The following is a 26,070-nucleotide window of genomic DNA, read 5'->3' on the forward strand; positions in this document are numbered from 1 at the left end:
ACCGGCCTTGACGTCCAGTTTGCCGTCGAGGAACTGGTGCTTGATCCACAACTGGGTCAGACGAACCATGTGGCCACGGCCGTAGACTTCCTGCGAGGAACTCAAGGTGCCGGCACGCGGATCGCCTACGCGGTCGTTGGAGATGTTCTCTCCGTTACGGTTGGTGAGCTGGATCTTGGCCTGGGTGTTATCCCAACCAAACAGTTTTTCCAGGTCCAGCGCCGCCCCCAGGCCGAACTGGTCCGCGTAACGCGCGGTTTTGTCATTGTTGTAGCCACCGTGGAGGTTGCCGCCGACTTCACCGACGTAATCCATCTTGATGTCGATGCCTTGCTCGATCAGCTTGGTCCGCTCGCCACCCCAATCACCGGTCATCCATTCGGAGTCAGCGCTGAACGCGTCAGCCGCGTGCACACTACCGGCCAGCATCATGGCTGCAACTGCTGACAACTGGCAGATAAGCTGAGCGTTGTTGTTCTTCTTCATCCCTACATCCTCGTTTTATTTTTATTAGCTTTTTAGTACGTAGTCATCTTTGCGAAGCGCTTGAAGATGTAGGCGTGGCCCCCCCCAAGCACGAGCACATTGCAACAAATGCCGGTAATTGACAATGAAAATGTTATCGGTAACATTAGCTCTGCGAACCACATCCTCCGCGCTGTGTCGCCCCACCAAAATAATTACAAACCGGCCACAAGAATGGCGTCGGGAGAAATCCGTGAGCAGAGCCTCAACCTCCAGATATTTGATTTTCATCACGATTGCGGCTGCATTCGGTGGCCTGCTGTTTGGGTACGACACCGCTGTGATTTCAGGTGCTGTTCAACCCATACGCAGCTACTTCGTCGAGCCTCTGTTCCAGAACACGGAACTGGCCCGTCACGTCGTCGGAGAGTTCAAGACCTCACTGCTGCTCGGCGCAACATTGATCTTCTGCCTCAGCCTGTACTACCTCATCCGACTCTACGGCCGTACTCGCGGTCTGATGGTCGGAGGCCTGGTGGCTTTTTTCGGCAGCTGGCTGATGCATGACCAAGTCATGTCACTGCCTGATCAGATCACCCCGAACCTGGCGAGCTCGCTCACCGGATTCACTATTTCCTCGGCCCTGCTGGGCTGCGTGATCGGCGGCTTCTGTGCCGGCTCGGTCAGTGAGCGTCTTGGCCGGCGCAACGGATTAATGCTGTCGGCTGCATTGTTCATCATCGCCAGCATCGGCTCGGCCCTCCCGGAATATTTCAATCCGCTGCCATTGCAGGACATCACCGTTTTCAACCTGTACCGCATCATCGGCGGCATCGGTGTCGGTATCGCCTCGATGCTGTCGCCGATGTACCTGGCCGAAATCGCCCCCAGCCACATCCGTGGCCGTCTGGTGTCGTGTAATCAGTTCTGCATCATCCTCGGCATGCTGGTGGTGTATTTCATCAACTACTTCATCGCCCACGGCGAACCTCAGGAATGGCTGGTGCAACAAGGCTGGCGATGGATGCTTGGCTCCGAGGTGCTACCCGCCCTGGTCTTCCTCCTGCTACTGATCCGCACCCCGGAGACACCTCGCTACCTGGTGATGCGCGGTAAACACGAACAGGCCTCGCGCGTACTGGAAGCCATCAACGGTAAGGACAAGGCGCCAGCCATCCTTCAGGAAATTCGCGCCTCGTTTGCAGAGAGTGCAGCCGACGCGCCGTGGATGTCCTTTGGCGGTCTGCTGATTGCCATTTCCCTTCTGCTGTCGATTTTCCAGCAGTTCATCGGCATCAACGTGGTGCTGTATTACGCGCCGGAAATCTTCAAGAACATGGGCAGCCAGGGCGATGCCTCGCTGCAACTGACCATCATCGTCGGTGCGGTCAACCTGATCTTCACCATTGCCGCCATCGTGCTGGTCGACCGCGTCGGGCGTAAACCGCTGATGATCATCGGTGCGCTGGTGATGGGCATCAGCATGCTGGGCCTGGGGACATCGTTCTACCTGCAGAACCTGGGTGTGACCGCGATGCTCTTGATGCTGAGCTATGTCGCCGCCTTCGCGGTGTCCTGGGGGCCGGTGGTCTGGGTCCTGCTCTCGGAAATTTTCCCGAACAGCATCCGGGGCGCCTTGTCCATCGCCGTCGCCGTACAATGGCTGGCGAACCTGTTGGTCTCCTGGAGCTTCCCGATCATGAACGACAATGCCTGGCTCAATGAAATGTTCAACCATGGCTTCGTTTACTGGGTGTACGGCGTAATGGGGTTGCTTGCCGCTGGCTTCGTCTGGCGCTGGGTTCCGGAAACCAAGAACAAGACGCTGGAAGAAATGAGCACCACCTGGAAAACCAGGACTGTCACTGCCGCCAAACTGAGCGCCGAACCCGTCTGAATCTCCGGCCCTGCGCTGCGGGGTCGCTTTTTTTGTTGTTGAGGATTGATGCAATGACCCAGGCAAATGCCCAATACCCAAGCCTTTGCGACCGCACGGTGTTCATTACCGGTGGCGGCAGCGGCATCGGCGCGGCACTGACCCGCGCGTTCCACCTGCAGGGCGCACGCGTGGCTTTCATCGATATTGCCGAGGAGGCCAGCCTTCAACTCGTCGCCGAGCTCCAAGCGCAAACCGGTCGTGCTCCGTGGTTCCGCCTCTGCGATATCCGTGACGTGCCATCACTGCAGGCGGCGATTCATGAAGCCGGCGAGGAGCTGGGGCCGGTCCGCGTACTGGTCAACAATGCTGCGCGCGACGATCGCCACGACTGGCGCGAGATCGATACCGCCTATTGGGACAATGGGATGGCGATCAACCTGCGGCCCCTGTTCTTCGCTATCCAGGCGGCAGCGCCGCAAATGATCGCCGCGGGTGGCGGCTCCATCATTAACTTCGGCTCCATCAGCGTACAACTGGCGCTCGGCGGCTTGTCCAGTTACGTCTCCGCCAAGGCAGCGGTGCATGGACTGACACGCAGCCTGGCACGTGACCTGGGTGCTGACGGCATCCGCGTCAATACCGTGGTGCCTGGGTGCATCATGACGGAACGGCAATTGGAGAAATGGATCTCCCCGGCCGACGAGGCGCGTATCCAGGAGCACCAGTGCCTCAAGTTGCGCCTGTTGCCCGAGCATGTGGCGCCGACCGTGCTGTTCCTCGCGGCGGATGACAGTGCCCAACTCACGGCCCATGAATTTCCGGTAGACGGCGGCTGGGGTTGACCATGAGCGCCTCATTGAACATCGCAGTTCCCCTGACAATGAGCCTGGGCGAATGTCCATTGTGGGACCACCGTCATGATCGCCTGCACTGGATCGACATCCATGCCGGACGGATCTATAGCTGGACGCCTGGCGACAACGTCGAACCGCACATCATCGAACTGGACGAGCCCGTAGGCAGTCTGGCACTGAGTGCCGACGGCCTGCTCGCCGCCACCGCAAGTGGCCTCTGGCGACTCGATCGCGACGGCCATAAACGTCAGGTGGCCGCCAACCCGGAATGGCTCCAAGGCACCGGTAATCGCTTCAACGATGGCCGCTGCGATGCCCGGGGACGCTTTTGGGTCGGCACCCTCGACCGCAACGAGACCGCGCCCAGCGCGGCACTCTACTGCTGGAACGGTGACAGCCTCGACTGCCACCTCGGCGGGCTGGCGATTTCCAACGGGCTGGCCTTCAGTCCGGACGGGGCCTGGCTGTACCACGCCGACTCACCGCGCCGGCAAGTCTGGCGCTATCCCTATGACATGCAAAATGGCCAGCCGGGCCCGGGCGAGCCCTGGATTGATCTCGATACCCTTGGCCTCCCGGGTGTTCCCGACGGTGCCGCGGTGGACAGTGCGGGACGCTACTGGTGCGCGCTCTATGGCGGGGCACAGGTCGCCTGTTTCGACGCTTACGGTCACCACCTGTTCAGCATCGACCTGCCCTGCCCACACCCGACCATGCTGGCGTTCGGCGGCGCCGAATTGCGTACGCTGTATGTCACCACGGCACGCCAGCACTTGTCGCCGGAGCAAACCGCACGCTGGCCGCACGCAGGGAGTTTGTTTGCCTGCCAGGTTGACGTGCCAGGACTGGCCGAACCTGTACTGGGCAACTGAAAGACTTTTTTGCAGAACGTTTACGGCTTGAAATGTTACCGATAACAGATCTGTTTTTGCGGGTAAGGCCTTCCCCTGATCCCCTGAAGACCGCCCCTAATCCGGCGCCAGCGCCTGATCAAGAGAAACCACATGAACACAGTTAAACGCCCGCTACGCAGCCAACAATGGTTTGACGATCCCGATCATGCCGACATGACCGCCCTCTACGTTGAGCGCTTCATGAACTACGGCATGACACGCGAAGAGTTGCAGTCGGGCCGCCCGATCATCGGTATCGCCCAGACTGGCAGCGACCTTGCACCCTGCAACCGCCACCACCTGGAACTCTCCCAGCGGACCAAGGCCGGTATCCGTGATGCCGGCGGCATCCCCATGGAATTCCCGGTTCACCCGATGGCCGAACAGACCCGACGCCCCACGGCCGCGCTGGATCGCAATCTGGCCTATCTGGGGCTGGTGGAAGTCCTGCATGGTTTTCCACTGGATGGCGTTGTCTTGACCACCGGTTGCGACAAAACCACCCCCGCCTGCCTGATGGCCGCCGCGACAACGGACCTGCCCGCCATCGTGCTGTCGGGCGGACCGATGCTCGACGGTCACCATAAAGGCCAGTTGATCGGTTCCGGCACCGTGCTCTGGCACGCACGCAATCTGCTGGCCAGCGGCGAAATCGACTATGAAGGCTTCATGGAAATGACCACGGCGGCCTCACCGTCGATTGGGCACTGCAACACCATGGGCACGGCGTTGTCGATGAACGCCCTCGCCGAAGCGCTGGGCATGTCCCTGCCCGGCTGCGCGAGTATTCCAGCGGCCTATCGTGAACGCGGACAAATGGCCTATGCCACCGGCAAACGCATCGTTGAAATGGTCCGCGAAGATATTCGTCCTTCACAGATCATGACCCGCGAAGCGTTCGAAAATGCGATTGCCGTAGCCTCGGCCCTGGGCGCCTCGACCAATTGCCCGCCACACCTGATCGCCATCGCCCGCCACACCGGCATTGATCTTGGGCTGGAAGACTGGCAACGCATCGGCGAAGACGTGCCACTGCTTGTCAACTGCATGCCGGCCGGCAAATACCTGGGCGAAGGCTTCCACCGTGCGGGCGGTGTCCCTGCGGTCATGCACGAACTGCAGAAAGCCGGTCGACTGCATGAAGACTGCGGCACGGTCTCAGGCAAGACCATTGGCGAGATCGTCAGCAACGCGGCGGCCAGCGATACCGACGTGATTCACGCCTATCAAGACCCGTTGATTCAGCGAGCCGGGTTCATCGTCCTGAGCGGCAACTTCTTCGACAGCGCGATCATGAAAATGTCGGTGGTGGGCGAAGCCTTCCGCAAGACCTACCTGTCCGAACCCGGCGCGGAAAACAGCTTCGAAGCCAGGGCCATCGTTTTTGAAGGCCCCGAGGACTATCACGCGCGGATCAACGACCCCTCCCTGGAAATCGACGAGCGCTGCATCCTGGTCATTCGTGGCTGCGGCACCGTGGGTTATCCAGGCAGCGCCGAAGTGGTCAACATGGCACCACCGGCAGCACTGATAAAACGAGGCATTGATTCACTGCCTTGCCTGGGCGATGGACGCCAAAGCGGCACCTCGGCCAGTCCGTCGATCCTGAACATGTCGCCGGAAGCTGCCGTGGGCGGAGGGTTGGCGTTACTGAAAACCAACGACCGCCTGCGCGTGGACCTCAATACTCGCCGAGTGGACCTGCTGGTTGACGAAAGTGAGATGGCCCATCGGCAGTCCGAGCTGAAACCTTCATTCCCGGCTTCGCAAACCCCTTGGCAAGAGCTCTATCGGCAACTGGTTGGCCAGCTCTCGACGGGGGGTTGCCTGGAGCCCGCCACGTTGCATTTGCGGGTAATCGCCCGGAGCGGCAATCCGCGTCACTCCCATTAATTCAACCGCTGTCGCAAGAGGGTTTCGTACATGTCCCAAACATCCACAGCAACTACTTTGGCGGATTTGAATGTCCTGGCTCAGGGCCTGGGCGAAGGCACATGGATCAGTCGTGTCTGGATCCCGGGTTACGCTGCAGGCCCCTCCGTCGTTTTGGTCCGCGACAGTCAGGTTTATGACATCAGCGCTCGAGTGGCGACTGTTTCAGCGCTGCTTGAGCTTGACGATCCCGTCAGCTATCTGCGCGATTTGCCTTTGGATCAAGCGCTGATCAGCGTCGATGATCTACTGCGCAACAGCGACGCCGCCGTGCGCGATGAAACCCGACCGTGGCTGCTGGCGCCCATCGACCTGCAAGCTGTGAAGGCTGCCGGCGTTACATTTGCCACCAGCATGCTGGAGCGAGTTGTCGAAGAACAGGCCAAGGGCGACCCCGCCAAGGCAGATAGTATTCGTGCCAGTCTGGTCGAGAGTATCGGCACTGACCTCGGGCAAATCGTACCCGGTTCCCCCCAGGCGCTGACCCTCAAGGAGGTGCTGATCGCTCAGGGAATGTGGTCACAGTACCTCGAAGTCGGGATCGGTCCCGACGCCGAAATATTCACCAAGGCTCAACCCCTGTCGGCGGTGGGTTACGGCGCGGACATCGGCATTCACCCCAAATCCAGTTGGAACAATCCGGAGCCCGAAGTGGTGCTGGTCGTCTCCAGCCGCGGCAAAGTACAGGGCGCCACCCTGGGTAATGACGTCAACCTGCGCGACTTCGAGGGCCGCAGCGCCCTGCTGCTGTCAAAGGCCAAAGATAACAATGCGTCGACGGCTCTGGGCCCATTCCTGCGGCTGTTCGATGAAACCTTCGACATCGACGATGTGCGTCGCGCCGAGGTGGCTTTGCGGGTCGTCGGCAACGACGGCTTCATCATGGATGGCAGCAGCTCGATGAACCAGATCAGCCGCGACCCGCTGGATCTGGTCGCTCAAACGCTCAATGAGAACCATCAGTACCCGGACGGCTTTGTCCTTTTTCTCGGCACCCTGTTCGCTCCCAAGCAAGACCGTGACCAACCGGGCGGAGGATTTACCCATAAAGAGGGCGACCTGGTTGCCATCAGCAGCGCCAAATTTGGCACGCTGGTCAATCGGGTGACGACCAGTGATCGCGCACCCGCCTGGCAGATGGGCTATCGCTCGCTCCTCGAAAACCTCCATGGCCGTGGCCTGTTAGAGGCCGCCATTACACCCCGCTGATCCCTATTCGCTGTCGGAGGACTTATGACTGCAATCCTTGGCCACAACTACATCGCCGGTGCCCGCAGCGGCGCTGGCGATATCCGTCTGCAAAGCATCGACGCCCAGAGCGGCGAACCGCTGCCCGCAATCTTTCTACAAGCAACCGAGGCAGAAGTGGACGCCGCGGCTCAGGCCGCCGCCAGTGCCTATCCGGCATACCGAGCGCTGCCCGCGTCGCGTCGCGCCGAATTCCTCGAAGCCATCGCCGCCGAACTGGATGCCTTGGGTGACGATTTCATCGCCACGGTCTGCCGTGAAACCGCCCTTCCGACCGGTCGTATCCAGGGCGAACGCGGCCGCACCAGCGGCCAGATGCGCCTGTTCGCCCAAGTGCTACGCCGCGGGGACTTCTACGGCGCACGCATCGACCAGGCCCTACCGCAGCGTCAACCGCTGCCCCGCGCCGACCTGCGCCAGTGCCGCATGGGCGTTGGTCCGGTCGCCGTGTTCGGTGCCAGCAACTTTCCACTGGCCTTTTCTACGGCTGGCGGTGATACCGCTGCTGCTCTCGCAGCCGGCTGCCCGGTCGTGTTCAAGGCGCACAGTGGTCACATGGCGACGGCCGAGTTAGTCGCTGACGCGATCCTGCGCGCAGCCGTCAAGACCCGGATGCCAGCCGGCGTGTTCAACATGATTTACGGCAATGGTGTCGGCGAGCAGCTGGTCAAGCACTCGGCGATCCAGGCGGTCGGCTTCACCGGTTCGCTCAAGGGCGGCCGTGCCCTGTGTGACATGGCTGCTGCGCGCAAGCAGCCAATCCCGGTGTTCGCCGAGATGTCCAGCATCAACCCGATGGTGCTGTTGCCTCAGGCACTCCAACAGCGAGGCACGCAGATTGCTGCCGAACTGGCCGCCTCGGTGGTCCAGGGCTGCGGGCAATTCTGCACCAATCCAGGGCTGATCATCGGTATCAGCTCGCCTGAGTTCAGCGCTTTCCGCGATCGGCTCTCGAGCATCCTCGCCGATCAACCGGCACAAACCATGCTCAACATCGGCACCCTCAAAAGCTACACAGCGGGCGTCGAGCGTTTACAGGCACATCCTGGCGTACGCCACCTGGTGGGGCAGCTACAACAAGGTAACCAGGCCTTTGCGCAATTATTCCAGGCCGACGTCGAGTTACTGCTGCAGGGTGAAGAATTACTGCAAGAGGAAATATTCGGTCCGGCGAGCGTGGTGGTCGAAGTGGCTGACCGTGAACAATTGCAACAGGCGTTGGCAGCCCTGCAAGGCCAACTCACCGCGACCCTGATCGCCGACCCCGACGACCTTAAAGACGCTTCGGATCTGGTCGCACAACTGGAACAAATCGCCGGTCGGTTGCTGCTCAATGGCTACCCTACGGGAGTGGAAGTCTGCGACGCGATGGTCCACGGTGGCCCCTATCCAGCCACCTCGGATGCCCGCGGCACGTCAGTCGGCACCCTGGCCATCGACCGTTTCCTGCGGCCGGTCTGCTACCAGAACTACCCGGATGAACTGCTTCCAGAGGCACTGCGCAACGCCAACCCATTGGGTATCTGGCGCTTGGTAGACGGTCAGAACAGCAAGGAAGCGCTGGCCTGACGAATCCGCCCACCGGGCAGCCATAAAAAAAGAGCCCCTGGTTTCCTCAAACCCGGGGCTCTTTTTTGCTTCGTCATGGACGCTCGGATCACGCCCGCTCAAGGATTTTTCAGGTACTTTCCCGCGCCAGTACTTTGAACTCCACCACATCGCACTCTCGCGGGCGTGGTAATCCGTGGCGTTGAGCCGCCGCGCTGTTCAACAGCAACTGACCTGCGCGTCTACCAATCCCATAGGGATCAACCGAGACCGTGGTGATGGTTGGCGTGCAGTAACGCGACACCTCAAAGTCACCAAAACCGGCTACCGCAATATCACCGGGTACACTCAGGCCCATCCGATGACACTCCATGATGGCGCCGAATGCTGACAGATCACTGACGCACATCACCGCATCGGTGTCCGGCCATTTTTCCAGCAGGCGCTTCACCGATTCACCGCCATGACTCATGGTAATCGGTGACTCGCCATACTCCACCAGTCGTGGCTCTCCGGCGCCCAACGCGGCGACGGCCTGAAGATAACCTTGCTGACGTTGCTGACCCCGATGATCGAGTCCCGATGCGCCACCAATGTAACCAATGCGCCGATAACCACGGTCATACAGATGCTCGAACAGCGCTGCCGCGGCGGCCACGTTGCTGAATCCGACCGATTGTTCAATCGGGTCTTCAGGAATGTCCCAGGTCTCGACTACAGGGACTTGGGCTTGTCGCAACAACTTGCGGGTGTCGTCCAGGTGCGCGCTGCCGGTCAACATCACCCCTACCGGGCGATGGCGCAATAACGTACGTACCAATAACGCCTCTTGGTCCAGGTGGTAATCGGTATCCCCCAACAGCAAACACAAGCCATGCTCCCTGACGATGTCGTTCAGACCTCGCACGGTATCGGCAAAGTTCGAACTCGCCAAGGACGGCACCAGGGCCACGATAAACTCCGAGCGCCCGGAAGACAGGGTGCCGGCAGAGGCATCGGGCAAATAACCGAGGCGATCAATCGCAGCGTGGACCAGCGCTTGAGTACGTTCTGAAACATCGCGCCCGGCCAGGACGCGAGAAACGGTCATCTTGGAAACGCCAGCCAGCTTGGCGACGTCAGCCATACGAGGCGGCGATGGCATTTTGTCTAATTCATCGAGACTCATTGACGTCCTGTTTTCCCTGAAAAAAAGGTCGCGACAGCCGGTCAACCCCCGCTGCGTACGCTGATAGCAACTGATTATACATACGCATGGGCAGGTCTACCTGCCGGACATGCGCAGCATCTTGCGAAGGCCGGACGAGCGTCTTTACAACGCCAACGTTAGCGGTAACATCAATTGATCAAGCCATTAACCAGGACTCTCTACGTGGCAATTACCCAAGCATCCTTTGGCTTTCATCATGAACAAGAAGTCACGGCCTATACGCTGACCAACCGCAACCACTGCCAGGCCCGCCTCATCACTTTCGGGGCCCGGTTGGTAGAAATGCATGTCCCGGACAAACACGGCAAAGCCTGCGATATCGTGCTGGGCTTCGATACACTCGAGCCGTACCAGACAAGTGACACCTATTTCGGCGCAACCTGCGGCCGCTACGCAAACCGCATCAGGAACGGCCTTTTTTTCCTGGACGGCCAGCGTGTCGAGGTGGCCTGCAATGAACCGCCGAACCACCTCCACGGCGGGGAGCAAGGCCTGGATAAACAGATATGGGACGCGACATTCAACGAAAGCGAAAACTCCGTCACCTTCAGCCATGTGTCGAAAAAGGGCGATTCAGGCTTCCCGGGCGAGTTGTTGCTCAAGGCAAAATACACCCTGACCGACGACAATCGCCTGCTCATTACCCTGCAGGGCAACACTGACGAAACCACCGTTTTGAACATGGTCCATCACTCCTACTGGAACATGGCGGGTCATGACTCGGGCAGCGTCGTCGGGCAGATGCTGAGCGTGGAAGCAGACTTCTACACCCCGGTCGATGAGCAGTTGCTGGCCACCGGTGAGGTGTTGGCCGTTGCCGGAACGCCTTTCGATTTCCGCGAGGCCAAGCGCATCGGGCAAGACATGGAACACAAGGGGGGCTACGACCATAATTGGGTGTTGCGTGGAGCCAGCCCGGCCATTCACCCGGTCGCCAGTTTGTGGGATACAGTCTCCGGACGGGGCTTAACGCTTAAATCCACGGAACCCGGCGTACAAATCTACACTGCCGGACACCTTGGCCCTGCAGTCATTGGCAAAGGCAATACGCCTTATTGCAGCTACGCAGGCGTTGCATTGGAAACCCAGAAATTCCCCGACTCACCGAACTTCGCCCACTTTCCGACAACGCGCCTTGAGCCCGGCGAAACCTACTGTCACGAGATGGAAATCCAGTTTTTCGCTCGCTGACTGCAAAGCCATGGCAGAGGTTGCAGGCGGCAATGAGCGGGTTGCTTGCCTGGAACCGCTCGTCCATGAGCGTAATCGGGATCCTGAGCGCTCCAGCGTTGGCCTTCACCCTACGGCGTGATGTCTTTGGTGAGCATCGCCTTGGGGATCAGCAGAATCAGCACACAGCTGACCAGCAAACAGCCCCCCAGCACATAGGTGCCATTATTCATGTCGCCCGTCAGGGTTTCGGCTGTGGCGGTGATCATCGAACCGGTGAAACCCGACAGGTTTCCGATCGCGTTGATCATGCCAATACCCGCCGCCGCTGCCACACCGGATAACACTGTGCCAGGCAACGTCCAGAAAATCGGCATCAGACTCAACAAACCTGAGGCGGACACGCTCAGGAAGAAAATAGACACCGGCAGGTTATGGGCAAAGATGGCACTGCAAATCAACCCCACCCCGCCGATAAAGGCAGGAATCGCCGCATGGAATCGGCGCTCGCCGGTTTTGTTGGAGTGCCAGGCGTTCAGTGTCATTGCAACGATGGCGGTGGCGTAAGGAATGGCCGTCAGCAAGCCGATGTGCAGCGTATTGGAAATACCTGTCGCCTTGATGATCGTCGGCATCCAGAACGCCAGACCATAAAAGCCAGTATTGAACGTCAGCAAGATCAACACCAACAACCAGACCCGACCATTGAAGATTACATCCCGAAAGCTGGACGCCTTGGTCGTGTTATCCCGGTTGAGGTTGTTTTTCAGCAGTTTTTTTTCTGCGGCATTGAGCCATTTCGCTTTGTCGATGTTATCGACCAGCAACGTCACTACCACGACCGCCATGACCAGCGATGGAATGCCTTCGATGATCAGCATCCACTGCCAGCCAGCCATGCCATTAACACCTTGCATGGCGCCCATCAACCAACCAGAAAGGATCCCGCCCAGAGTCAGGCTGATCGGCATGGCCATAAGGAAACCAGCCATGACACGGCTCTGTCGATGGGTCGGAAACCAGTAGTTGAGGTAAAGGATCACGCCAGGGAAGAAACCGGCTTCGCATATCCCGAGCAGGAAGCGCAGCACGTAGAACATGGTCGTCGATTCAATGTGACAGAATTTTGCCAGAGGCACGGTAAATGCCACGGCAATAGAGACGATGCTCCAGGAGAGCATGATCCGCGCGATCCAGAGGCGGGCGCCAAAGCGATGCAGGAACAGATTGCTCGGCACTTCAAAGAGAAAATACCCCCAGAAGAAAATACTCGCACCGAGGGCGTAGACCGTATTGCTGAATTGCAGATCGTTGAGCATATCGAGCTTGGCGAAGCCAATATTGACGCGATCCAGGTACGCCGCCATGTAGCAAAACAGCAGGATCGGCAGAATACGCAGAATCACCTTTCGATAGGTACGATCCTCAAAGGTAAGCTCCGCCGCGCCCTCTCCTGTAAGAGGACGTTGAGATACTGATTCCATGGTTTGACCCCAGGCATGTCGTCATGCCGTTTATTTTTGTTTTGGCTTGCGATCCTCTGTCTCACGAACTGATCTTGATAAATCCGTACGGGAGGTAAAATCTGCAAGCGACCTGTTACCGGTAACATTTTTAATTTAACAGGTCAGCTCCGAGCAATGCAAACAGGTTCGCTTCAATATTTTTGGGCGGTTTGCCTACGGGTAGGCATCCGCTTCACGCACAGCGTGTTGTTGCGGCAGGAATCTTGACCAGCCGATTACAACCCGGTCCCAGATAATCCAAGGCGGAAAATAGCGATTCAATTGCACTCAGGAATGTGCCAACCACGCCCCCTCAAATTCACGTATCAGGTTTTTAAAGCACACCTGCAAAGCGTGCATTGAGCCTCACTTCAAGAAATCGAGACCCACGTCGATTTCATCAGCATGAAAAAAACGCACAAGGGATGGAAATTTTTTCTCCAACCCATTGATTTGCCATACCCTGCGATTCTAAACATACTGAAAATCCATGCCTGCACACGGCCGTTGACTGCTTCCCCATGCGCAAACTTCTGTACCTGACCTTTTCCATGGCGATCATTGCCGCCCTTACCACTTACGCGATGTGGGCCGCGGATCGTCCGGTGGGCCATTACCTGTCGGACTTGCGTATCAACCTGGCCATCGATCAAGGCACGCCCGCCGATCGCGGCAACTTGTTGGGCATCCAGCCCGAACTGTTCCCGACCGACTATCAAAGCCCCGAGCGCCTGCACCGCAAACTCGCGGCGTATTTGCAGAAGGCCCAGGATCAGGGCCTGCTGAACGACAAGACCATCGTCGTGCTGCCCGAACATGTCGGCACCTGGCTGATGGTCAGCGGCGAGAAAGATGAGCTGTACCAGGCGACGACGCTCCAGGAAGCGATGAACTGGCTGGCGGCGAGCAATCCGTTGCAATTCGTTCGTGCACTGATCAGCGCCAAGGGCGACAGCCGGGTCGACGATGCCCATTTGCGGATGAAAGCCAAAGGCATGGCCAAGAATTATCAGGCTCTGTTCGGCGGGTTGGCGAAGGAGTTTCATGTGACGCTGGTGGCAGGCACCATCGTGCTGCCGGAACCCAGCGTGATAGACGGCACGCTGAAAATCGGCCGCGGTGCGCTGTACAACAGCAGTGTGATCTTTGGTCGTGATGGCCTGCCGATCGGCCAGCCTCAACGCCAGATGCACCCGGTGTTCGAGGAACCTGAGGACATCAAGGCCAATGAACAACAGGCTCTCACCGTCATCGATACGCCGGCCGGACGCCTGGGCGTGTTGATCGGCAGCGACAGTTGGTACCCGGACAATTACCGCAAACTCGATGATCAGGGCGTGCAACTGGTCGCCGTTCCGGCGTACGTCATCGGCCGTGACACCTGGGATAAACCGTGGCGCGGTTACCGCGGATTGCCGACACCCGCCTCCGTCAGCCTCAAGCCCGGCGAACTGAGCGAAGGTCAGGCCTGGCATCGCCTGACCCTCACCGCCCAACCGCCCGCGAGCCGGGCCATTGCCGGCATGAGCGTGTTCCTGCGTGGGCAGTTCTGGGACAAGGGCAGCGCCGGGCAAAGTTTTCTCAGCAACAACGGTCAACAGTTCGCCGACGGCAATGCCCGCGGCGCGCGGTTGCTGAACCTCTGGTTGTGACCCATGAAACCGCTACCGATGCGCCTCGGGGATTTATCGGTGGGTTTCGTCCATAGCCTGGCCGATGCCGTACACAGCCACGGAGTAGACCCGCAGCCGCTGCTCGACCAATACGGGCTGGACGCGGCCCGGTTGGCGGAGCCCGGTGCCCGGCTGTCGATCCCACGCTATATGCGTTTGGGCCATGGGGCTATTCAACTGACGGACGATCCCGCGCTGGGTTTGCGCATGGGCCAGCTCAGTCGCCTGAGCCAGGCCGGCCTCGCTGGCGTCACGGCCGCGCAGGCGCCGACGGTTCGAGAGGCCGCACGCTGCCTGATTCGTTTCGAAGCCTTGTACGGCTCCAACTATCGCGGTCAGTCGAGCTTTCATGAAGACGCTCAGGGCGCATGGCTGCGCTTCTATTCCATCAGCCCCTACAACGCCTACAACCGCTTTGTGGTGGATTCGATCATCGCCGGCTGGTTGCACCAGTTGTCCAGCATCAGCCCTGCCCCGCTGCGCGCAGAGCGCATCGAAATCGAATTCGACGCGCCGGAATACCGCGAGGCCTATGCCCTGCTGGGCGATTGCCCGATCCAGTTTGCTGCCGAGCACAATCAACTGCGCCTGAGCCTGGCCAGCCTCGCCCAACGCAACCCGGAACACTGTCCGAGCACCTGGCGGCATTTGCTGCAACTCTGTGAACGGGAACTGGAGCAGCTGACGCGCACCCGTAGCCTGCGTGAACGCATCACTCAGTTACTGGGGCCGTTGCTCAATGGTGGCCGGGAACCCGACCTGGAAGAAGTGGCGGCACGCCTGAAGCTGCCCACCTGGACCTTGCGCCGCAAACTGGCCGAAGAGGGCACGCAATTTCGTGCGATTCTCAACGACACCCGTCGCGACCTGGCCATGACCTACATCCGCGATACCGAACTGGCGTTCGGAGAAATCGCCTACCTGCTGGGTTTCGCTTCAGCGGAAGCCTTCCAACGGGCCTTCAAGCGCTGGAACGGCCAGACACCCGGCGAGTTTCGCCGCAGCCATCGCCAATCCGCTTGACGCTTACAGCTCTGTAGCGTCTTCGGCGGGTTCTAGCGGGTCCAGTTCAAACGCCTGGTACTCGAGCAGTTCTTCTTGATAATCGTCCATTTTTGAATCCCCCAGCGCTCGTTAAAAAAATGCCTGAATAAATGACCAGCGCCTTGAGCATAAAGTGCCCCCGTGAAAGAAAAATGACGCGGGCGCACCGCTCAGCGGCTACTTAATAAAACGTAGCAGTCGGTCAGGAATTTATCACAGGATTTTTTCGACACAGGCTGTAGGACTGCAGCCTGACTGACGCAGATCAACGTTAAGCGCCTACAGGATCGGTGTCGTCTGACCCGACCCCATGGATAAACGCTTACTGACCAGAGATGGGCATGGCCGGAATCGGCTCGCTAGGTGGCGGCAGGTCCGACTGTGGTGGTGGCGTGACCGCTTCTGCGGTCGGTGCCGGTTCACCGTTTTGTGCTGGGGTAATCGGTGCTGTCTCGGCCGGCGGAGCAACCGGTTCAGAGGCCGCAGGAACCGGTGCAGGCTCAGCAGCCGGTGCGGGTGCGGGTGCTGGCGTCGGTTCCGCAGGCGTTGGCGCCAACGCTGCAGGCGCCGCTTTGGCCTCAGGCACGCCCAGGTCAGTCTTTGGCTTCTCGACGATGTGTGCGGCTTTCTTCGCTTCCGGAGGCAGGAACAATTCGACCAGGGTGAAAAAACGCTCGTAGAACTTGGCTGACGAAACGGTTTCGCTGGCGACCTTGACCATCGAGTCGTCGGACGAGCCGATCGGCATCGACACCGAGCCCAACACACCGACACCCAGGCTGGCGGAGTTGTTGGTTTTCTTCAGCGCATAGCGATCCTGCAAGGCGTTGGCGAACATGGTCGCGTGGTGCCCTTCGCTGCCGTCATCGGCGCAGACCACACTGAAGCTGATCTCCATGTGCGTGTCGCCGGTCTGCTGGAAACTCTTGTGCCCGCTGATCAGCTTGGGATCGCTGCTGGTGATGATGTAACCCTGGCTGAGCAAGGCACGACGTGCGGCTTCGCAGGTCTGCGCATCGCTTACGGGGTAGTTGCGCGAAAAGGTGCCGGAGTCAGCGAAGTTCTCATGCTCATAAATCGCGGCTTTCTTGGAGGAGCAGCCGGCAGCAGCAGCGAGCACCAGTGCCAACCCGACGAGACGCATGGGAATTGATTTAAACATTGAACATCCTGAGGAAAACGGTCCGGGGCGTATTGTGCAACAGATCGATGCTTAGCGGAGCATCGATTAGTGTCTTAAAACAGATACAAGTGTAAAGACTCCCAATGACGGGAAAAGGTCGCTCCACACCCGCTTCCGGCGACGGGTAACCGTTTAAGTTTCCCTTTAGGCATAAAAAACCCCGGCCTTTCGGCCGGGGTCTTTGTGTAGCGAGACGCTTAATCAGTCATCAATAACGCTTGATGTCCGCTTCGCTTTCCAGCTGCTTGCGGTAAGCCGCGAAGTCTTGCTGGCCAATGCGCGAGGCGAGGAAGCGGCGATATTGAGCCTTCTCTTCTTCGGTCGGCGCGGCCGCTTCGTTCACGTTGTTCAGACGCACGATCACCAGGCTACCATCGGCCAGGGTCACGTTGCTGAAGGTCGGCTTGTCCTTGGCGGCAGGCTTGGGCATCCGGAACAGCGCCTGCAACACAGTTGGGTCAACCCCTTCCTGAGCGCGGGTAGCCGCTTCGGTCACTTTCCAGCTCTGGCCGTCGATCGCCTTGTCCAGCGGGGTCTTGCCGTCGCGCAGGCTGGCAATCAGCTGTTCAGCCTTGGTCTTGGCGGCAGAGCTGGCGTGCTCCTTGGCCAATTGCGTGCGGATGGCCGTGTTAACGGCTTCCAGCGGCAGCTGTGCGGGTTTCAGGTGTTCCTTGGCGCGCAACACGATCACGGTTTCCGGATCGAGTTCGATGGCGGTGCTGTTGGCACCCTCATCCAGCACTTCAGGACTGAACGCAGCGGTTACTACTGCACGGTTGGCCGCAATGCCCTCACCGCCTTCACGACCAAATGGCTTGGAGGTGTGGATGGTCAGTTTCAGGTCTTGCGCCGGCTGGGCCAGATCGGACGCTTCGAACGAGGCGTCTTCCAGTTGCTTGGTCGCCTCGACGAAACGCTGCTCGACTTGCTGGGTTTTCAGTTCGCGGGTCAGCTTGTCTTTCAGGCTGGCAAACGTCGGCACTTCAGGTGCTTCCACACCCAACAGCTTGATCAGGTGGAAACCGAAGTCGGTACGAACCGGCTCGGAAACTTGATCCTTGGCCAGCGAATACAGGGCTTTTTCAAAAGCCGGGTCGTAGACGCCCGGGCCTGCGTAACCGAGGTCACCGCCATTGTTGGCCGAACCCGGGTCCTGGGAGAACTCTTTGGCCAGGGCCTCGAATTTCTCGCCTTTAGCCAGGCGTGCCTGCACGTCTTCGATCTTGGCCTTGGCTTGCGCCTCGGTCACTTTGTCGTTCACTTCGATCAGAATGTGCGCAGCCCGACGCTGTTCAGACAGGTTCGCGGTTTCTTTCTGATACGCCGCTTGCAGGTCTTCGTCCTTCACGGCGACCTGATCAAAGAAGGAAGCCTTCTTCAATTCCAGGTAGTCGATGACCACCTGATCCGGCGTCATGAACTCCTTGGCGTGTTCGTCGTAGTAGGCTTTGACTTCTTCGTCGGTCAGCTTCACAGCCGCCGGGTCAGCCTTGACGTTCAGGGAAGCGAAATCGCGGGTCTGTTTTTCCAGACGGGCGAAGGCCAGTACCTGAGCGTCAGTGACAAAACCGCTACCGGCCAGGCCAGCGCGCAGCTGACCGATCAGCATTTCCTGAGCCAGCATCTGGCGGAACTGCATACGGCTGTAGCCGAGCTGACGGATCACCTGGTCGAAACGCTCCGGGCTGAACTTGCCGTCGACCTGGAATTCAGGCGTCTGCAGGATCACTTGGTCCAGGGCAGCTTCGGAGAAAGCGAACTTCGAGTTCTGTGCGCCTTGCAGCAGCAATTTGCGATCGATCAAGCCTTTGAGGGCCGATTCGCGCAGCATTTTTTCATCGAGCAAGGAAGCATCGAAATCCTTGCCCAGCTGTTGCATGAGCTGACGGCGTTGCATATCAACCGCCTGGCTCAGCTCGTTCTGGCTGATTTCTTCGCCATTGACCTTGGCCGCATCATTGCTGTGCGTCGTGGCCTTGAAAATGGCATCGAAACCGGTCAAAGCCATCAGTGCAACGATGACCCCGATAATGGTCTTGGCAATCCAGCCTTGTGAATTGTCCCTGATATTCTGCAGCATGCGTCCCCCAGAAACGGTTGAACTTCAAAATTAGGCAACCGTGGAGCGTGGGTAGAATCCGGATAGAAGAAAGGCGCATCCGGGGATGCGCCTTCTCGTAACTGGCGGAGCGGACCGAGGGTTCGAACATGCGACCCTCGGCGTCTCGGACCGGCAACTTGCCGACTGGACTACCGCTCCGCTGCCAGGTCAGGCATGACCCCGACCCGGATAGGCAAAAACCTGAATCGAACTTAGTTGACAGCTTCTTTCAGTGCTTTACCGGCTTTGAAACCTGGTTTTTTGGCTGCTGCGATTTCCAGAGTCTTACCGGTCTGTGGGTTACGACCGATGCGAGCTGGACGATCAGTGACGGAGAAAGTACCGAAACCAACCAGAACAACGGAGTCGCCAGCCTTGAGAGCGCCAGTGACGGATTCGATTACTGCATCCAGGGCTTTACCAGCGCTGGCTTTGGAGATGTCCGCAGATACGGCGATAGCATCAATCAGTTCCGACTTGTTCACTCTAAGTCCCCTTATATCTATTTGAGTATGATTCTAAGTTTTTTTGGTGAAAACAAAAACGAGTGCTGAATGGCCTACAGACACTTAAGAGCCGCTTTATAACAAGGGCTCTAAAAAGCTGTCAAGGAAGCCACCCGGCCAAATGCGTACTAATGCGTGCTAATTCTTTCCTTAGAGTCAGACTCGCGTTTTTCATCCTTTGCAACGATCTCTGGAGCCACATCAGGCAGCGGCTCCGGCGCGTATTGCAGCGCAATTTGCAGGACCTCGTCAATCCATTTAACCGGTTTAATCTGCAGATCTTGCTTGATATTGTCAGGAATTTCCTTCAGATCGCGTACGTTCTCTTCAGGAATGATCACTGTCTTGATCCCGCCACGGTGAGCAGCGAGCAGTTTTTCCTTCAAGCCGCCAATTGCGAGCACCTGGCCGCGCAAGGTGATTTCACCCGTCATCGCAACATCTGCGCGCACCGGAATCCCGGTCAGTGCCGACACCAGGGCCGTGCACATGCCCACACCGGCGCTAGGGCCGTCCTTAGGGGTCGCCCCTTCCGGCATGTGGATATGCGTGTCGCGCTTCTCGTGGAAGTCGAGGGGAATCCCCAGGCTCTTCGCACGGCTGCGGACCACGGTCAGTGCTGCGGTGATCGATTCGACCATCACATCACCCAGGGAACCGGTCTTGATCAACTGGCCCTTGCCCGGAACGACCGCGGCTTCGATGGTCAGCAGTTCGCCGCCCACTTGCGTCCACGCCAACCCGGTCACCTGACCAATCTGGTCCTGCGATTCGGCCAGGCCGTAGCGGAATTTACGCACACCCAGGAAGTGTTCGAGCATCTCGGCAGTCACTTTCACCGAGAAGCGTTTTTCCATCGCATGTTCTTTGACCGCCTTGCGGCAGACCTTGGCAATCTGGCGCTCCAGCCCACGCACACCGGCTTCGCGGGTGTAGTAGCGGATGATGTCGCGGATCGCTTCGGCGTCGAACTCCAGCTCGCCTTTCTTCAGGCCGTTGGCAGTGATCTGCTTCGGCGAGAGGTATTTCACGGCGATGTTGATTTTCTCGTCTTCGGTGTAGCCCGGCAGGCGAATCACTTCCATCCGGTCCAGCAAGGCTGGCGGAATGTTCATGGAGTTCGAGGTGCACAGGAACATCACATCGGACAGGTCGTAGTCGACTTCCAGGTAGTGATCGTTGAAGTTGTGGTTCTGCTCGGGATCGAGCACTTCCAGCAACGCCGACGCCGGATCGCCACGCATGTCGCTGCCCATTTTGTCGATTTCATCGAGCAGGAACAGCGGGTTGCGAACGCCCACCTTTGTCATCTTTTGAATCAATCTTCCTGGCATCGAACCGATATAAGTACGGCGATGCCCACGGATTTCGGCTTCGTCACGCACGCCACCGAGGGCCATGCGCACGAATTTGCGGTTGGTGGCGTGGGCAATCGACTCCGCCAGCGAGGTTTTACCCACGCCAGGAGGACCTACCAGGCACAACACCGGGCCACGAATTTTCTTCACGCGCTTTTGCACGGCGAGGTATTCGAGGATCCGCTCTTTGACTTCTTCCAGACCGTAGTGGTCTGCATCGAGAATGTCTTCAGCGCGCGCAAGGTCCAGGCGCACTTTGCTCTGAGCCTTCCAAGGCACCTGAACCAGCCAGTCGATGTACGAACGCACCACGGTCGCTTCTGCGGACATTGGCGACATTTGTTTCAGCTTGTTCAGCTCACCCTGGGCCTTGGCCAAGGCATCTTTCGGCAGGCCGGCAGCATCGATGCGCTTTTTCAGCTCTTCGATTTCGTTGTGGCCTTCGTCGCTGTCGCCGAGCTCTTTCTGAATGGCCTTCATCTGCTCATTCAGGTAGTACTCGCGCTGGCTGCGCTCCATTTGTTTCTTGACGCGACCGCGAATGCGTTTTTCGACTTGCAGCAGATCGATCTCGGCATCCAGCAACGCCAGAACGTGCTCGACCCGGGCCGACAAATCGATGATTTCGAGGATTTCCTGCTTCTGTTCGATCTTCAGGGCCATGTGCGCGGCCATGGTGTCGACCAGGCGGCCTGGCTCGTCGATGCTGTTGAGCGACGACAGGACTTCAGCGGGGACTTTCTTGCCCAACTGCACATATTGTTCGAACTGAGCCAGCAGGCTGCGCACAAACACTTCCGACTCGCGCTCTGGCGCGTCGACTTCATCGATCAACGAGACTTCGGCACGGCAGTGGCCGTCCACTTCGCTGAAGCGCTCCACGGCGCCCCGCTGCTCGCCTTCGACCAGAACCTTTACAGTGCCGTCAGGCAGCTTGAGCAGCTGCAGAACGGTCGCAATCGTACCTACGCGATAAAGTGCATCTTCACCGGGATCATCGTCAGCAGGGTTTCTCTGAGCCAGCAGAAGGATCTGCTTGTCGCCCGTCATCGCGGCCTCGAGGGCTTCGATGGATTTCTCGCGCCCCACGAACAGCGGGATAACCATGTGCGGATAAACCACAACATCACGCAATGGCAGGAGAGGCAATTCGATGGTTGTCTTCATGATTTCGCCTCTACGGCGGCCATAAGGCCGGAAACAGATGGAAGTAAGCTTGAAACCAAGATGGGGGCTGCCTTCAAAAAAAACAAGCGCAAAGACAGTGATAAAACGCAGTAAAAGCAAAGGGGCCCGAAGGCCCCTTCTTTGTACCCGCTGCGTGACGCTTAAGCGTCTGGCGCGGCCTTGGCAGCAGGCTCACTGTTTTCGTAGATATACAGTGGCTTGGACTTGCCTTCTATAACGCTTTCGTCGATCACTACTTTGCTCACCTCGGACTGCGAGGGGATTTCATACATAGTGTCGAGCAATACACCTTCGAGAATCGAGCGCAGTCCACGGGCACCGGTCTTGCGTTCCAGGGCACGTTTGGCGACCGATTTCAGTGCGTCGGCCCGGAATTCCAGGTCCACGCCTTCCATCTCGAACAACTTGGCATATTGCTTGGTCAGCGCATTTTTCGGCTCGGTGAGAATCTGCATCAGCGCAGCCTCATCAAGCTCGTCCAGCGTGGCAAGTACCGGCAGACGACCGACGAATTCCGGGATCAGACCGAACTTGACCAGATCGTCAGGCTCGACTTCACGCAGGGACTCACCGACTTTCTTGCCTTCTTCCTTGCTGCGCACTTCCGCGTTGAAACCGATGCCGCCCTTGGTGGAACGGTTTTGAATAACCTTTTCCAGACCGGAGAACGCACCACCGCAGATGAACAGGATGTTACGGGTGTCGACCTGAAGGAATTCCTGCTGCGGATGCTTGCGACCACCTTGAGGTGGAACGGAAGCGACCGTGCCTTCGATCAACTTGAGCAGGGCCTGCTGCACGCCTTCACCGGAAACGTCCCGGGTGATCGACGGGTTGTCAGACTTGCGCGAAATCTTGTCGATTTCGTCGATGTAGACAATGCCCATCTGGGCTTTTTCTACGTCGTAATCGCACTTCTGCAGCAGCTTCTGAATGATGTTCTCGACATCTTCACCCACGTAACCCGCCTCGGTGAGGGTGGTTGCGTCGGCAATGGTGAACGGAACGTTCAGCAAACGAGCCAGTGTTTCGGCAAGCAGGGTTTTACCCGAGCCTGTCGGGCCGATCAGCAAGATGTTGCTCTTGCCGAGTTCGACGTCGTCATTCTTTTTGTCACGCTGATTCAGGCGTTTGTAGTGGTTGTACACCGCTACGGCCAGAACCTTTTTCGCACGCTCCTGACCAATCACGTACTGATCAAGGATGCCGCTGATTTCTTTAGGCGAAGGCAATTTATGCGCGCTGCTTTCGGCCTGGGCTTCCTGCACCTCCTCTCGGATGATGTCATTGCACAGGTCGACGCACTCGTCGCAGATAAAGACCGAGGGGCCGGCAATCAACTTGCGTACTTCATGCTGGCTTTTGCCACAGAAGGAGCAATAGAGCAGCTTGCCGTTGTCCTCGCCGTTGCGGGTGTCAGTCATTCGTTCGATCCAAATCCGATAGGCTTGCAACACAAGATGAAGGCTATTGCGGGCTTTTTCAAGCCCGCAGGTGGTCGGACCTGCCGACCAACCTTATTTTGAGCTGCTTATTTTAAGCGGGGCGCTGGCTGATCACTTCATCGATCAACCCGTAATCACGCGCAGCTTCTGCACTCATGAAATTATCGCGGTTGGTGTCGCGCTCGATTTCTTCAAGAGTGCGCCCGCTATGCTTGGCCATCAGCGTGTTGAGACGCTCGCGAATGAAGAGGATTTCCTTGGCATGGATTTCAATATCCGAAGCCTGGCCCTGGAAACCGCCCAGTGGCTGGTGAATCATCACACGCGAGTTCGGCAGGCAGTAACGCTTGCCCTGCGCACCGGCCGTCAACAGGAACGCGCCCATGCTGCACGCTTGACCGATACAGGTGGTCGACACGTTTGGCTTGATGAACTGCATGGTGTCGTAGATCGACATGCCCGCAGTCACCGAACCGCCCGGCGAGTTGATGTAGAGATGGATGTCCTTGTCCGGGTTTTCCGCTTCAAGGAACAGCAATTGCGCACAGATCAGGTTGGCCATGTAGTCCTCTACCGGACCAACCAGAAAGATCACTCGTTCCTTGAGAAGGCGCGAGTAGATGTCATAGGCGCGCTCGCCACGAGCAGACTGCTCGACAACCATCGGGACCAGGCCGCCTGCGGCCTGGATATCAGAGTTCTGCTGAATATACGAATTACGGAACATGCTCTGCAGTCACTCCCAAATAGTTATGTCTTGAATACGCATAAGCCAGCACGAAGGCTGGCTTATGGTGTGTGCTTCTTACCGCAAAAACGATCAGTCGGCTTGTGGAGCTTCTACCGGCTTGACTGCTTCTTCGTAAGAGACCGATTTGTCGGTCACGCTAGCTTTCTGCAGAACAGTATCCACAACTTGTTCTTCCAGCACAACCGAACGAACTTCGTTCAGTTGCTGGTCGTTCTTGTAGTACCAGGACACAACCTGCTCAGGCTCTTGGTAGGCCGAGGCCATTTCCTGAATCATTTCGCGAACGCGGGTTTCGTCAGGCTTGAGGTCGAATTGCTTGACCACTTCAGCCACGATCAGACCCAGTACAACGCGGCGCTTGGCTTGTTCTTCGAACAGCTCGGCCGGCAGTTGGTCAGGCTTGATATTGCCGCCGAACTGCTGAACAGCCTGCACGCGCAGACGGTCAACTTCGTTGGACAGCAGAGCCTTAGGCACTTCGATCGGGTTGGTGGTCAGCAGACCATCCATTACCTGATTCTTGACCTTGGATTTGATCGCCTGACGCAGTTCGCGCTCCATGTTCTTGCGAACTTCGGTGCGGAAGCCATCGAGGCCAGTTTCCTTGATGCCGAATTGAGCGAAGAATTCTTCGTTCAGCTCTGGCAGTTTTGGCTCGGAAACAGTGTTCACGGTGACGGTGAACTCGGCAGTTTTACCAGCCAGATCCAGGTTCTGGTAGTCAGCTGGGAAAGTCAGGTTCAGAACACGCTCTTCGCCAGCTTTAGCGCCAACCAGACCGTCTTCGAAGCCAGGGATCATGCGGCCGGAACCCAGCACCAGCTGAGTGCCTTTGGCGGAACCGCCAGCGAACACTTCACCGTCAACCTTGCCGACGAAATCGATGTTCAGCTGGTCTTCGTTCTGGGCAGCGCGATCGGCCACTTCGAAACGGGTGTTCTGCTTGCGCAGGATGTCCAGCATTTTGTCCAGATCGGCATCAGCCACGTCAGCGCTCAGGCGCTCTACGGTGATACCTTCGAAACCGGCAACGGTGAACTCAGGGAACACTTCGAAAATAGCGACGTATTCCAGGTCCTTGCCCGCTTCGATCGACTTAGGCTCGATCGAAGGTGCGCCAGCCGGGTTCAGCTTTTGCTCAACAACAGCTTCGTAGAAAGAAGACTGGATCACATCGCCCACGGCTTCTTGACGCGCATCAGCACCGAAACGGCGCTTGATTTCGCTCATTGGCACTTTGCCTGGACGGAAGCCAGCAATCTTGGCCTTTTGGGCAGTCTGCTGCAGACGCTTGTTGACCTGAGTCTCGATGCGCTCAGCCGGCACGGTGATGCTCATGCGGCGCTCAAGAGCAGAAGTATTTTCAACAGAAACTTGCATGGATATTCCTCGTTGCACAGACGTTAGCCGGCCGTTTCCGACCCCAGAATCAAGGGCATGCATTCTAGTGGGTCAAACTCAAGAAGTCACCCTACTGAAAACGGGTAAAAACGCAGCAGGCAATTTATAGGTGCGAATGCACGAATGCACCTCGCTCCAATGGCAAACACAACCGATCACGCCAGGGCCCTGCGCCAACCCTCCTATATATAGAAGAGGTTGCCAATCATCTCCCTGACAGCCGATCTTGCGAACAAGGCCGGCGAGCAGCGCGGCATCATCGAGCAACACAAATACGACGAAACGCCCTGCCCCTGCGACTCAGAACCTGCAGTCGCTGAACCCGCCAAAACAAAAAAGGCGCCAGACTGTTAAATCTGGCGCCTTTCGAAATATGGGGTGGACGAAGGGGATCGAACCCTCGACAACGGGAGTCACAATCCCGTGCTCTACCAACTGAGCTACGCCCACCATATTGCGTGACAAAGAAGTAAAACAACTTCCCTGCTGACCCCAACCAAGCCAATCGGCATGAATGAAGCTTTATTTGGTGCGGATGAAGAGACTCGAACTCTTACGCCTCGCGGCGCTGGAACCTAAATCCAGTGTGTCTACCAATTCCACCACATCCGCGGGTTGAAGCTGTTAAAGCAAAGGCGCCAGACTGTTAATCTGGCGCCTTTCGAAATATGGGGTGGACGAAGGGGATCGAACCCTCGACAACGGGAGTCACAATC

At 58.1% G+C, this 26,070-nt stretch carries 19 protein-coding genes and 2 tRNA genes; 9 read left to right on the forward strand and 12 right to left on the reverse strand.

The annotated features are described in order from the left end of the window. Nucleotides 1-486 (reverse strand): carbohydrate porin (locus tag D882_RS0126580; protein ID WP_027926055.1); only part of this gene is annotated, 486 nt, incomplete at its 3' end. 232 nt (nt 487-718) lie between these two features. On the opposite strand from D882_RS0126580, the gene xylE reads away from it, so the two are divergent. From xylE to D882_RS0126610, 6 genes are all read left to right on the forward strand, one after another. After that, a complete protein-coding gene (gene xylE, locus D882_RS01000000131455; protein ID WP_218186585.1) occupies nt 719-2,362 on the forward strand; it encodes a D-xylose transporter XylE in 1,644 nt (547 codons plus the stop codon). Nucleotides 2,363-2,415: 53 nt separating this feature from the next. After that, entirely contained in the window at nt 2,416-3,186 is a 771-nt protein-coding gene (locus D882_RS0126590) for an SDR family NAD(P)-dependent oxidoreductase (RefSeq protein WP_027926056.1), read from the forward strand. Nucleotides 3,187-3,188: 2 nt separating this feature from the next. After that, on the forward strand, nt 3,189-4,070 hold the full coding sequence (locus D882_RS0126595) for an SMP-30/gluconolactonase/LRE family protein (protein ID WP_027926057.1): 882 nt from the start codon (nt 3,189-3,191) through the stop codon (nt 4,068-4,070). 132 nt (nt 4,071-4,202) lie between these two features. Beyond that, entirely contained in the window at nt 4,203-5,984 is a 1,782-nt protein-coding gene (locus D882_RS0126600) for an IlvD/Edd family dehydratase (protein ID WP_027926058.1), read from the forward strand. A gap of 30 nt (nt 5,985-6,014) precedes the next feature. Next, the gene (locus D882_RS0126605) at nt 6,015-7,232 is read left to right on the forward strand and encodes a fumarylacetoacetate hydrolase family protein (RefSeq protein ID WP_027926059.1); all 1,218 of its coding nucleotides are present in this window, start codon (nt 6,015-6,017) and stop codon (nt 7,230-7,232) included. Nucleotides 7,233-7,256: 24 nt separating this feature from the next. Further along, nucleotides 7,257-8,840 (forward strand): aldehyde dehydrogenase (NADP(+)), encoded by a 1,584-nt coding sequence (locus tag D882_RS0126610; RefSeq protein ID WP_027926060.1) that lies wholly within the window; start codon nt 7,257-7,259, stop codon nt 8,838-8,840. 109 nt (nt 8,841-8,949) lie between these two features. On the opposite strand, the gene D882_RS0126615 is transcribed toward D882_RS0126610, so the two are convergent. Next, nucleotides 8,950-9,987: a LacI family DNA-binding transcriptional regulator gene (locus D882_RS0126615; protein ID WP_081744018.1), complete on the reverse strand. Its 1,038-nt coding sequence runs from the start codon at nt 9,985-9,987 to the stop codon at nt 8,950-8,952. 204 nt (nt 9,988-10,191) lie between these two features. Between D882_RS0126615 and D882_RS0126620 the strand changes: the two genes are divergently transcribed. Continuing rightward, entirely contained in the window at nt 10,192-11,220 is a 1,029-nt protein-coding gene (locus D882_RS0126620; protein WP_218186586.1) for an aldose epimerase family protein, read from the forward strand. A gap of 110 nt (nt 11,221-11,330) precedes the next feature. On the opposite strand, the gene D882_RS0126625 is transcribed toward D882_RS0126620, so the two are convergent. After that, nucleotides 11,331-12,683 carry an MFS transporter gene (locus D882_RS0126625; RefSeq protein WP_027926063.1) on the reverse strand — a complete coding sequence of 451 codons (1,353 nt, stop codon included), beginning with the start codon at nt 12,681-12,683 and terminating at the stop codon, nt 11,331-11,333. Nucleotides 12,684-13,225: 542 nt separating this feature from the next. Between D882_RS0126625 and D882_RS0126630 the strand changes: the two genes are divergently transcribed. Beyond that, the gene (locus D882_RS0126630) at nt 13,226-14,356 is read left to right on the forward strand and encodes a carbon-nitrogen hydrolase family protein (protein WP_027926064.1); all 1,131 of its coding nucleotides are present in this window, start codon (nt 13,226-13,228) and stop codon (nt 14,354-14,356) included. 3 nt (nt 14,357-14,359) lie between these two features. After that, a complete protein-coding gene (locus D882_RS0126635; RefSeq protein ID WP_027926065.1) occupies nt 14,360-15,400 on the forward strand; it encodes an AraC family transcriptional regulator in 1,041 nt (346 codons plus the stop codon). A gap of 343 nt (nt 15,401-15,743) precedes the next feature. Here D882_RS0126635 and D882_RS0126645 read toward each other — a convergent pair whose 3' ends face one another. The 9 genes from D882_RS0126645 to D882_RS0126685 all read right to left on the reverse strand — a co-directional run bounded on the left by D882_RS0126645 (nt 15,744) and on the right by D882_RS0126685 (nt 25,966). Continuing rightward, entirely contained in the window at nt 15,744-16,583 is an 840-nt protein-coding gene (locus D882_RS0126645) for a DUF2242 domain-containing protein (RefSeq protein ID WP_027926066.1), read from the reverse strand. Nucleotides 16,584-16,812: 229 nt separating this feature from the next. Continuing rightward, entirely contained in the window at nt 16,813-18,684 is a 1,872-nt protein-coding gene (locus D882_RS0126650; RefSeq protein WP_027926067.1) for a SurA N-terminal domain-containing protein, read from the reverse strand. A gap of 233 nt (nt 18,685-18,917) precedes the next feature. Next, nucleotides 18,918-19,190, reverse strand: a complete 273-nt coding sequence (locus D882_RS0126655; RefSeq protein WP_027926068.1) for an HU family DNA-binding protein — start codon at nt 19,188-19,190, stop codon at nt 18,918-18,920. Nucleotides 19,191-19,339: 149 nt separating this feature from the next. Further along, nucleotides 19,340-21,736, reverse strand: coding sequence for an endopeptidase La (gene lon, locus D882_RS0126660; protein WP_027926069.1), 2,397 nt, complete (start codon nt 21,734-21,736; stop codon nt 19,340-19,342). Nucleotides 21,737-21,897: 161 nt separating this feature from the next. Further along, nucleotides 21,898-23,181: an ATP-dependent Clp protease ATP-binding subunit ClpX gene (clpX, locus tag D882_RS0126665; protein WP_007946893.1), complete on the reverse strand. Its 1,284-nt coding sequence runs from the start codon at nt 23,179-23,181 to the stop codon at nt 21,898-21,900. Nucleotides 23,182-23,293: 112 nt separating this feature from the next. Next, nucleotides 23,294-23,929: an ATP-dependent Clp endopeptidase proteolytic subunit ClpP gene (gene clpP / locus D882_RS0126670; RefSeq protein WP_027926070.1), complete on the reverse strand. Its 636-nt coding sequence runs from the start codon at nt 23,927-23,929 to the stop codon at nt 23,294-23,296. Nucleotides 23,930-24,022: 93 nt separating this feature from the next. Beyond that, nucleotides 24,023-25,333 (reverse strand): trigger factor, encoded by a 1,311-nt coding sequence (gene tig, locus D882_RS0126675; RefSeq protein WP_027926071.1) that lies wholly within the window; start codon nt 25,331-25,333, stop codon nt 24,023-24,025. Nucleotides 25,334-25,728: 395 nt separating this feature from the next. Then, nucleotides 25,729-25,804: transfer RNA gene (locus tag D882_RS0126680), tRNA-His, on the reverse strand. A 77-nt stretch (nt 25,805-25,881) separates the two neighbouring features. After that, a tRNA-Leu gene (locus tag D882_RS0126685) sits at nt 25,882-25,966 on the reverse strand. Nucleotides 25,967-26,070: the final 104 nt, after the last annotated feature.

It is taken from the genome of Pseudomonas sp. URMO17WK12:I12, from assembly GCF_000514395.1.
GTDB lineage: Bacteria > Pseudomonadota > Gammaproteobacteria > Pseudomonadales > Pseudomonadaceae > Aquipseudomonas > Aquipseudomonas mucoides.

Coding starts and splice junctions, on each gene's coding strand:
- D882_RS0126625 (WP_027926063.1), bottom strand. CDS start 12,683: ATGGAATCAGTATCTCAACGTCCTCTTACAGGAGAGGGCGCGGCGGAG.
- lon (WP_027926069.1), bottom strand. CDS start 21,736: ATGAAGACAACCATCGAATTGCCTCTCCTGCCATTGCGTGATGTTGTG.
- D882_RS0126635 (WP_027926065.1), top strand. CDS start 14,360: ATGAAACCGCTACCGATGCGCCTCGGGGATTTATCGGTGGGTTTCGTC.
- D882_RS0126650 (WP_027926067.1), bottom strand. CDS start 18,684: ATGCTGCAGAATATCAGGGACAATTCACAAGGCTGGATTGCCAAGACC.
- D882_RS0126610 (WP_027926060.1), top strand. CDS start 7,257: ATGACTGCAATCCTTGGCCACAACTACATCGCCGGTGCCCGCAGCGGC.
- D882_RS0126645 (WP_027926066.1), bottom strand. CDS start 16,583: ATGTTTAAATCAATTCCCATGCGTCTCGTCGGGTTGGCACTGGTGCTC.
- D882_RS0126615 (WP_081744018.1), bottom strand. CDS start 9,987: ATGAGTCTCGATGAATTAGACAAAATGCCATCGCCGCCTCGTATGGCT.
- D882_RS0126605 (WP_027926059.1), top strand. CDS start 6,015: ATGTCCCAAACATCCACAGCAACTACTTTGGCGGATTTGAATGTCCTG.
- clpX (WP_007946893.1), bottom strand. CDS start 23,181: ATGACTGACACCCGCAACGGCGAGGACAACGGCAAGCTGCTCTATTGC.
- clpP (WP_027926070.1), bottom strand. CDS start 23,929: ATGTTCCGTAATTCGTATATTCAGCAGAACTCTGATATCCAGGCCGCA.
- D882_RS0126595 (WP_027926057.1), top strand. CDS start 3,189: ATGAGCGCCTCATTGAACATCGCAGTTCCCCTGACAATGAGCCTGGGC.
- D882_RS0126600 (WP_027926058.1), top strand. CDS start 4,203: ATGAACACAGTTAAACGCCCGCTACGCAGCCAACAATGGTTTGACGAT.
- tig (WP_027926071.1), bottom strand. CDS start 25,333: ATGCAAGTTTCTGTTGAAAATACTTCTGCTCTTGAGCGCCGCATGAGC.
- D882_RS0126590 (WP_027926056.1), top strand. CDS start 2,416: ATGACCCAGGCAAATGCCCAATACCCAAGCCTTTGCGACCGCACGGTG.
- D882_RS0126630 (WP_027926064.1), top strand. CDS start 13,226: ATGCGCAAACTTCTGTACCTGACCTTTTCCATGGCGATCATTGCCGCC.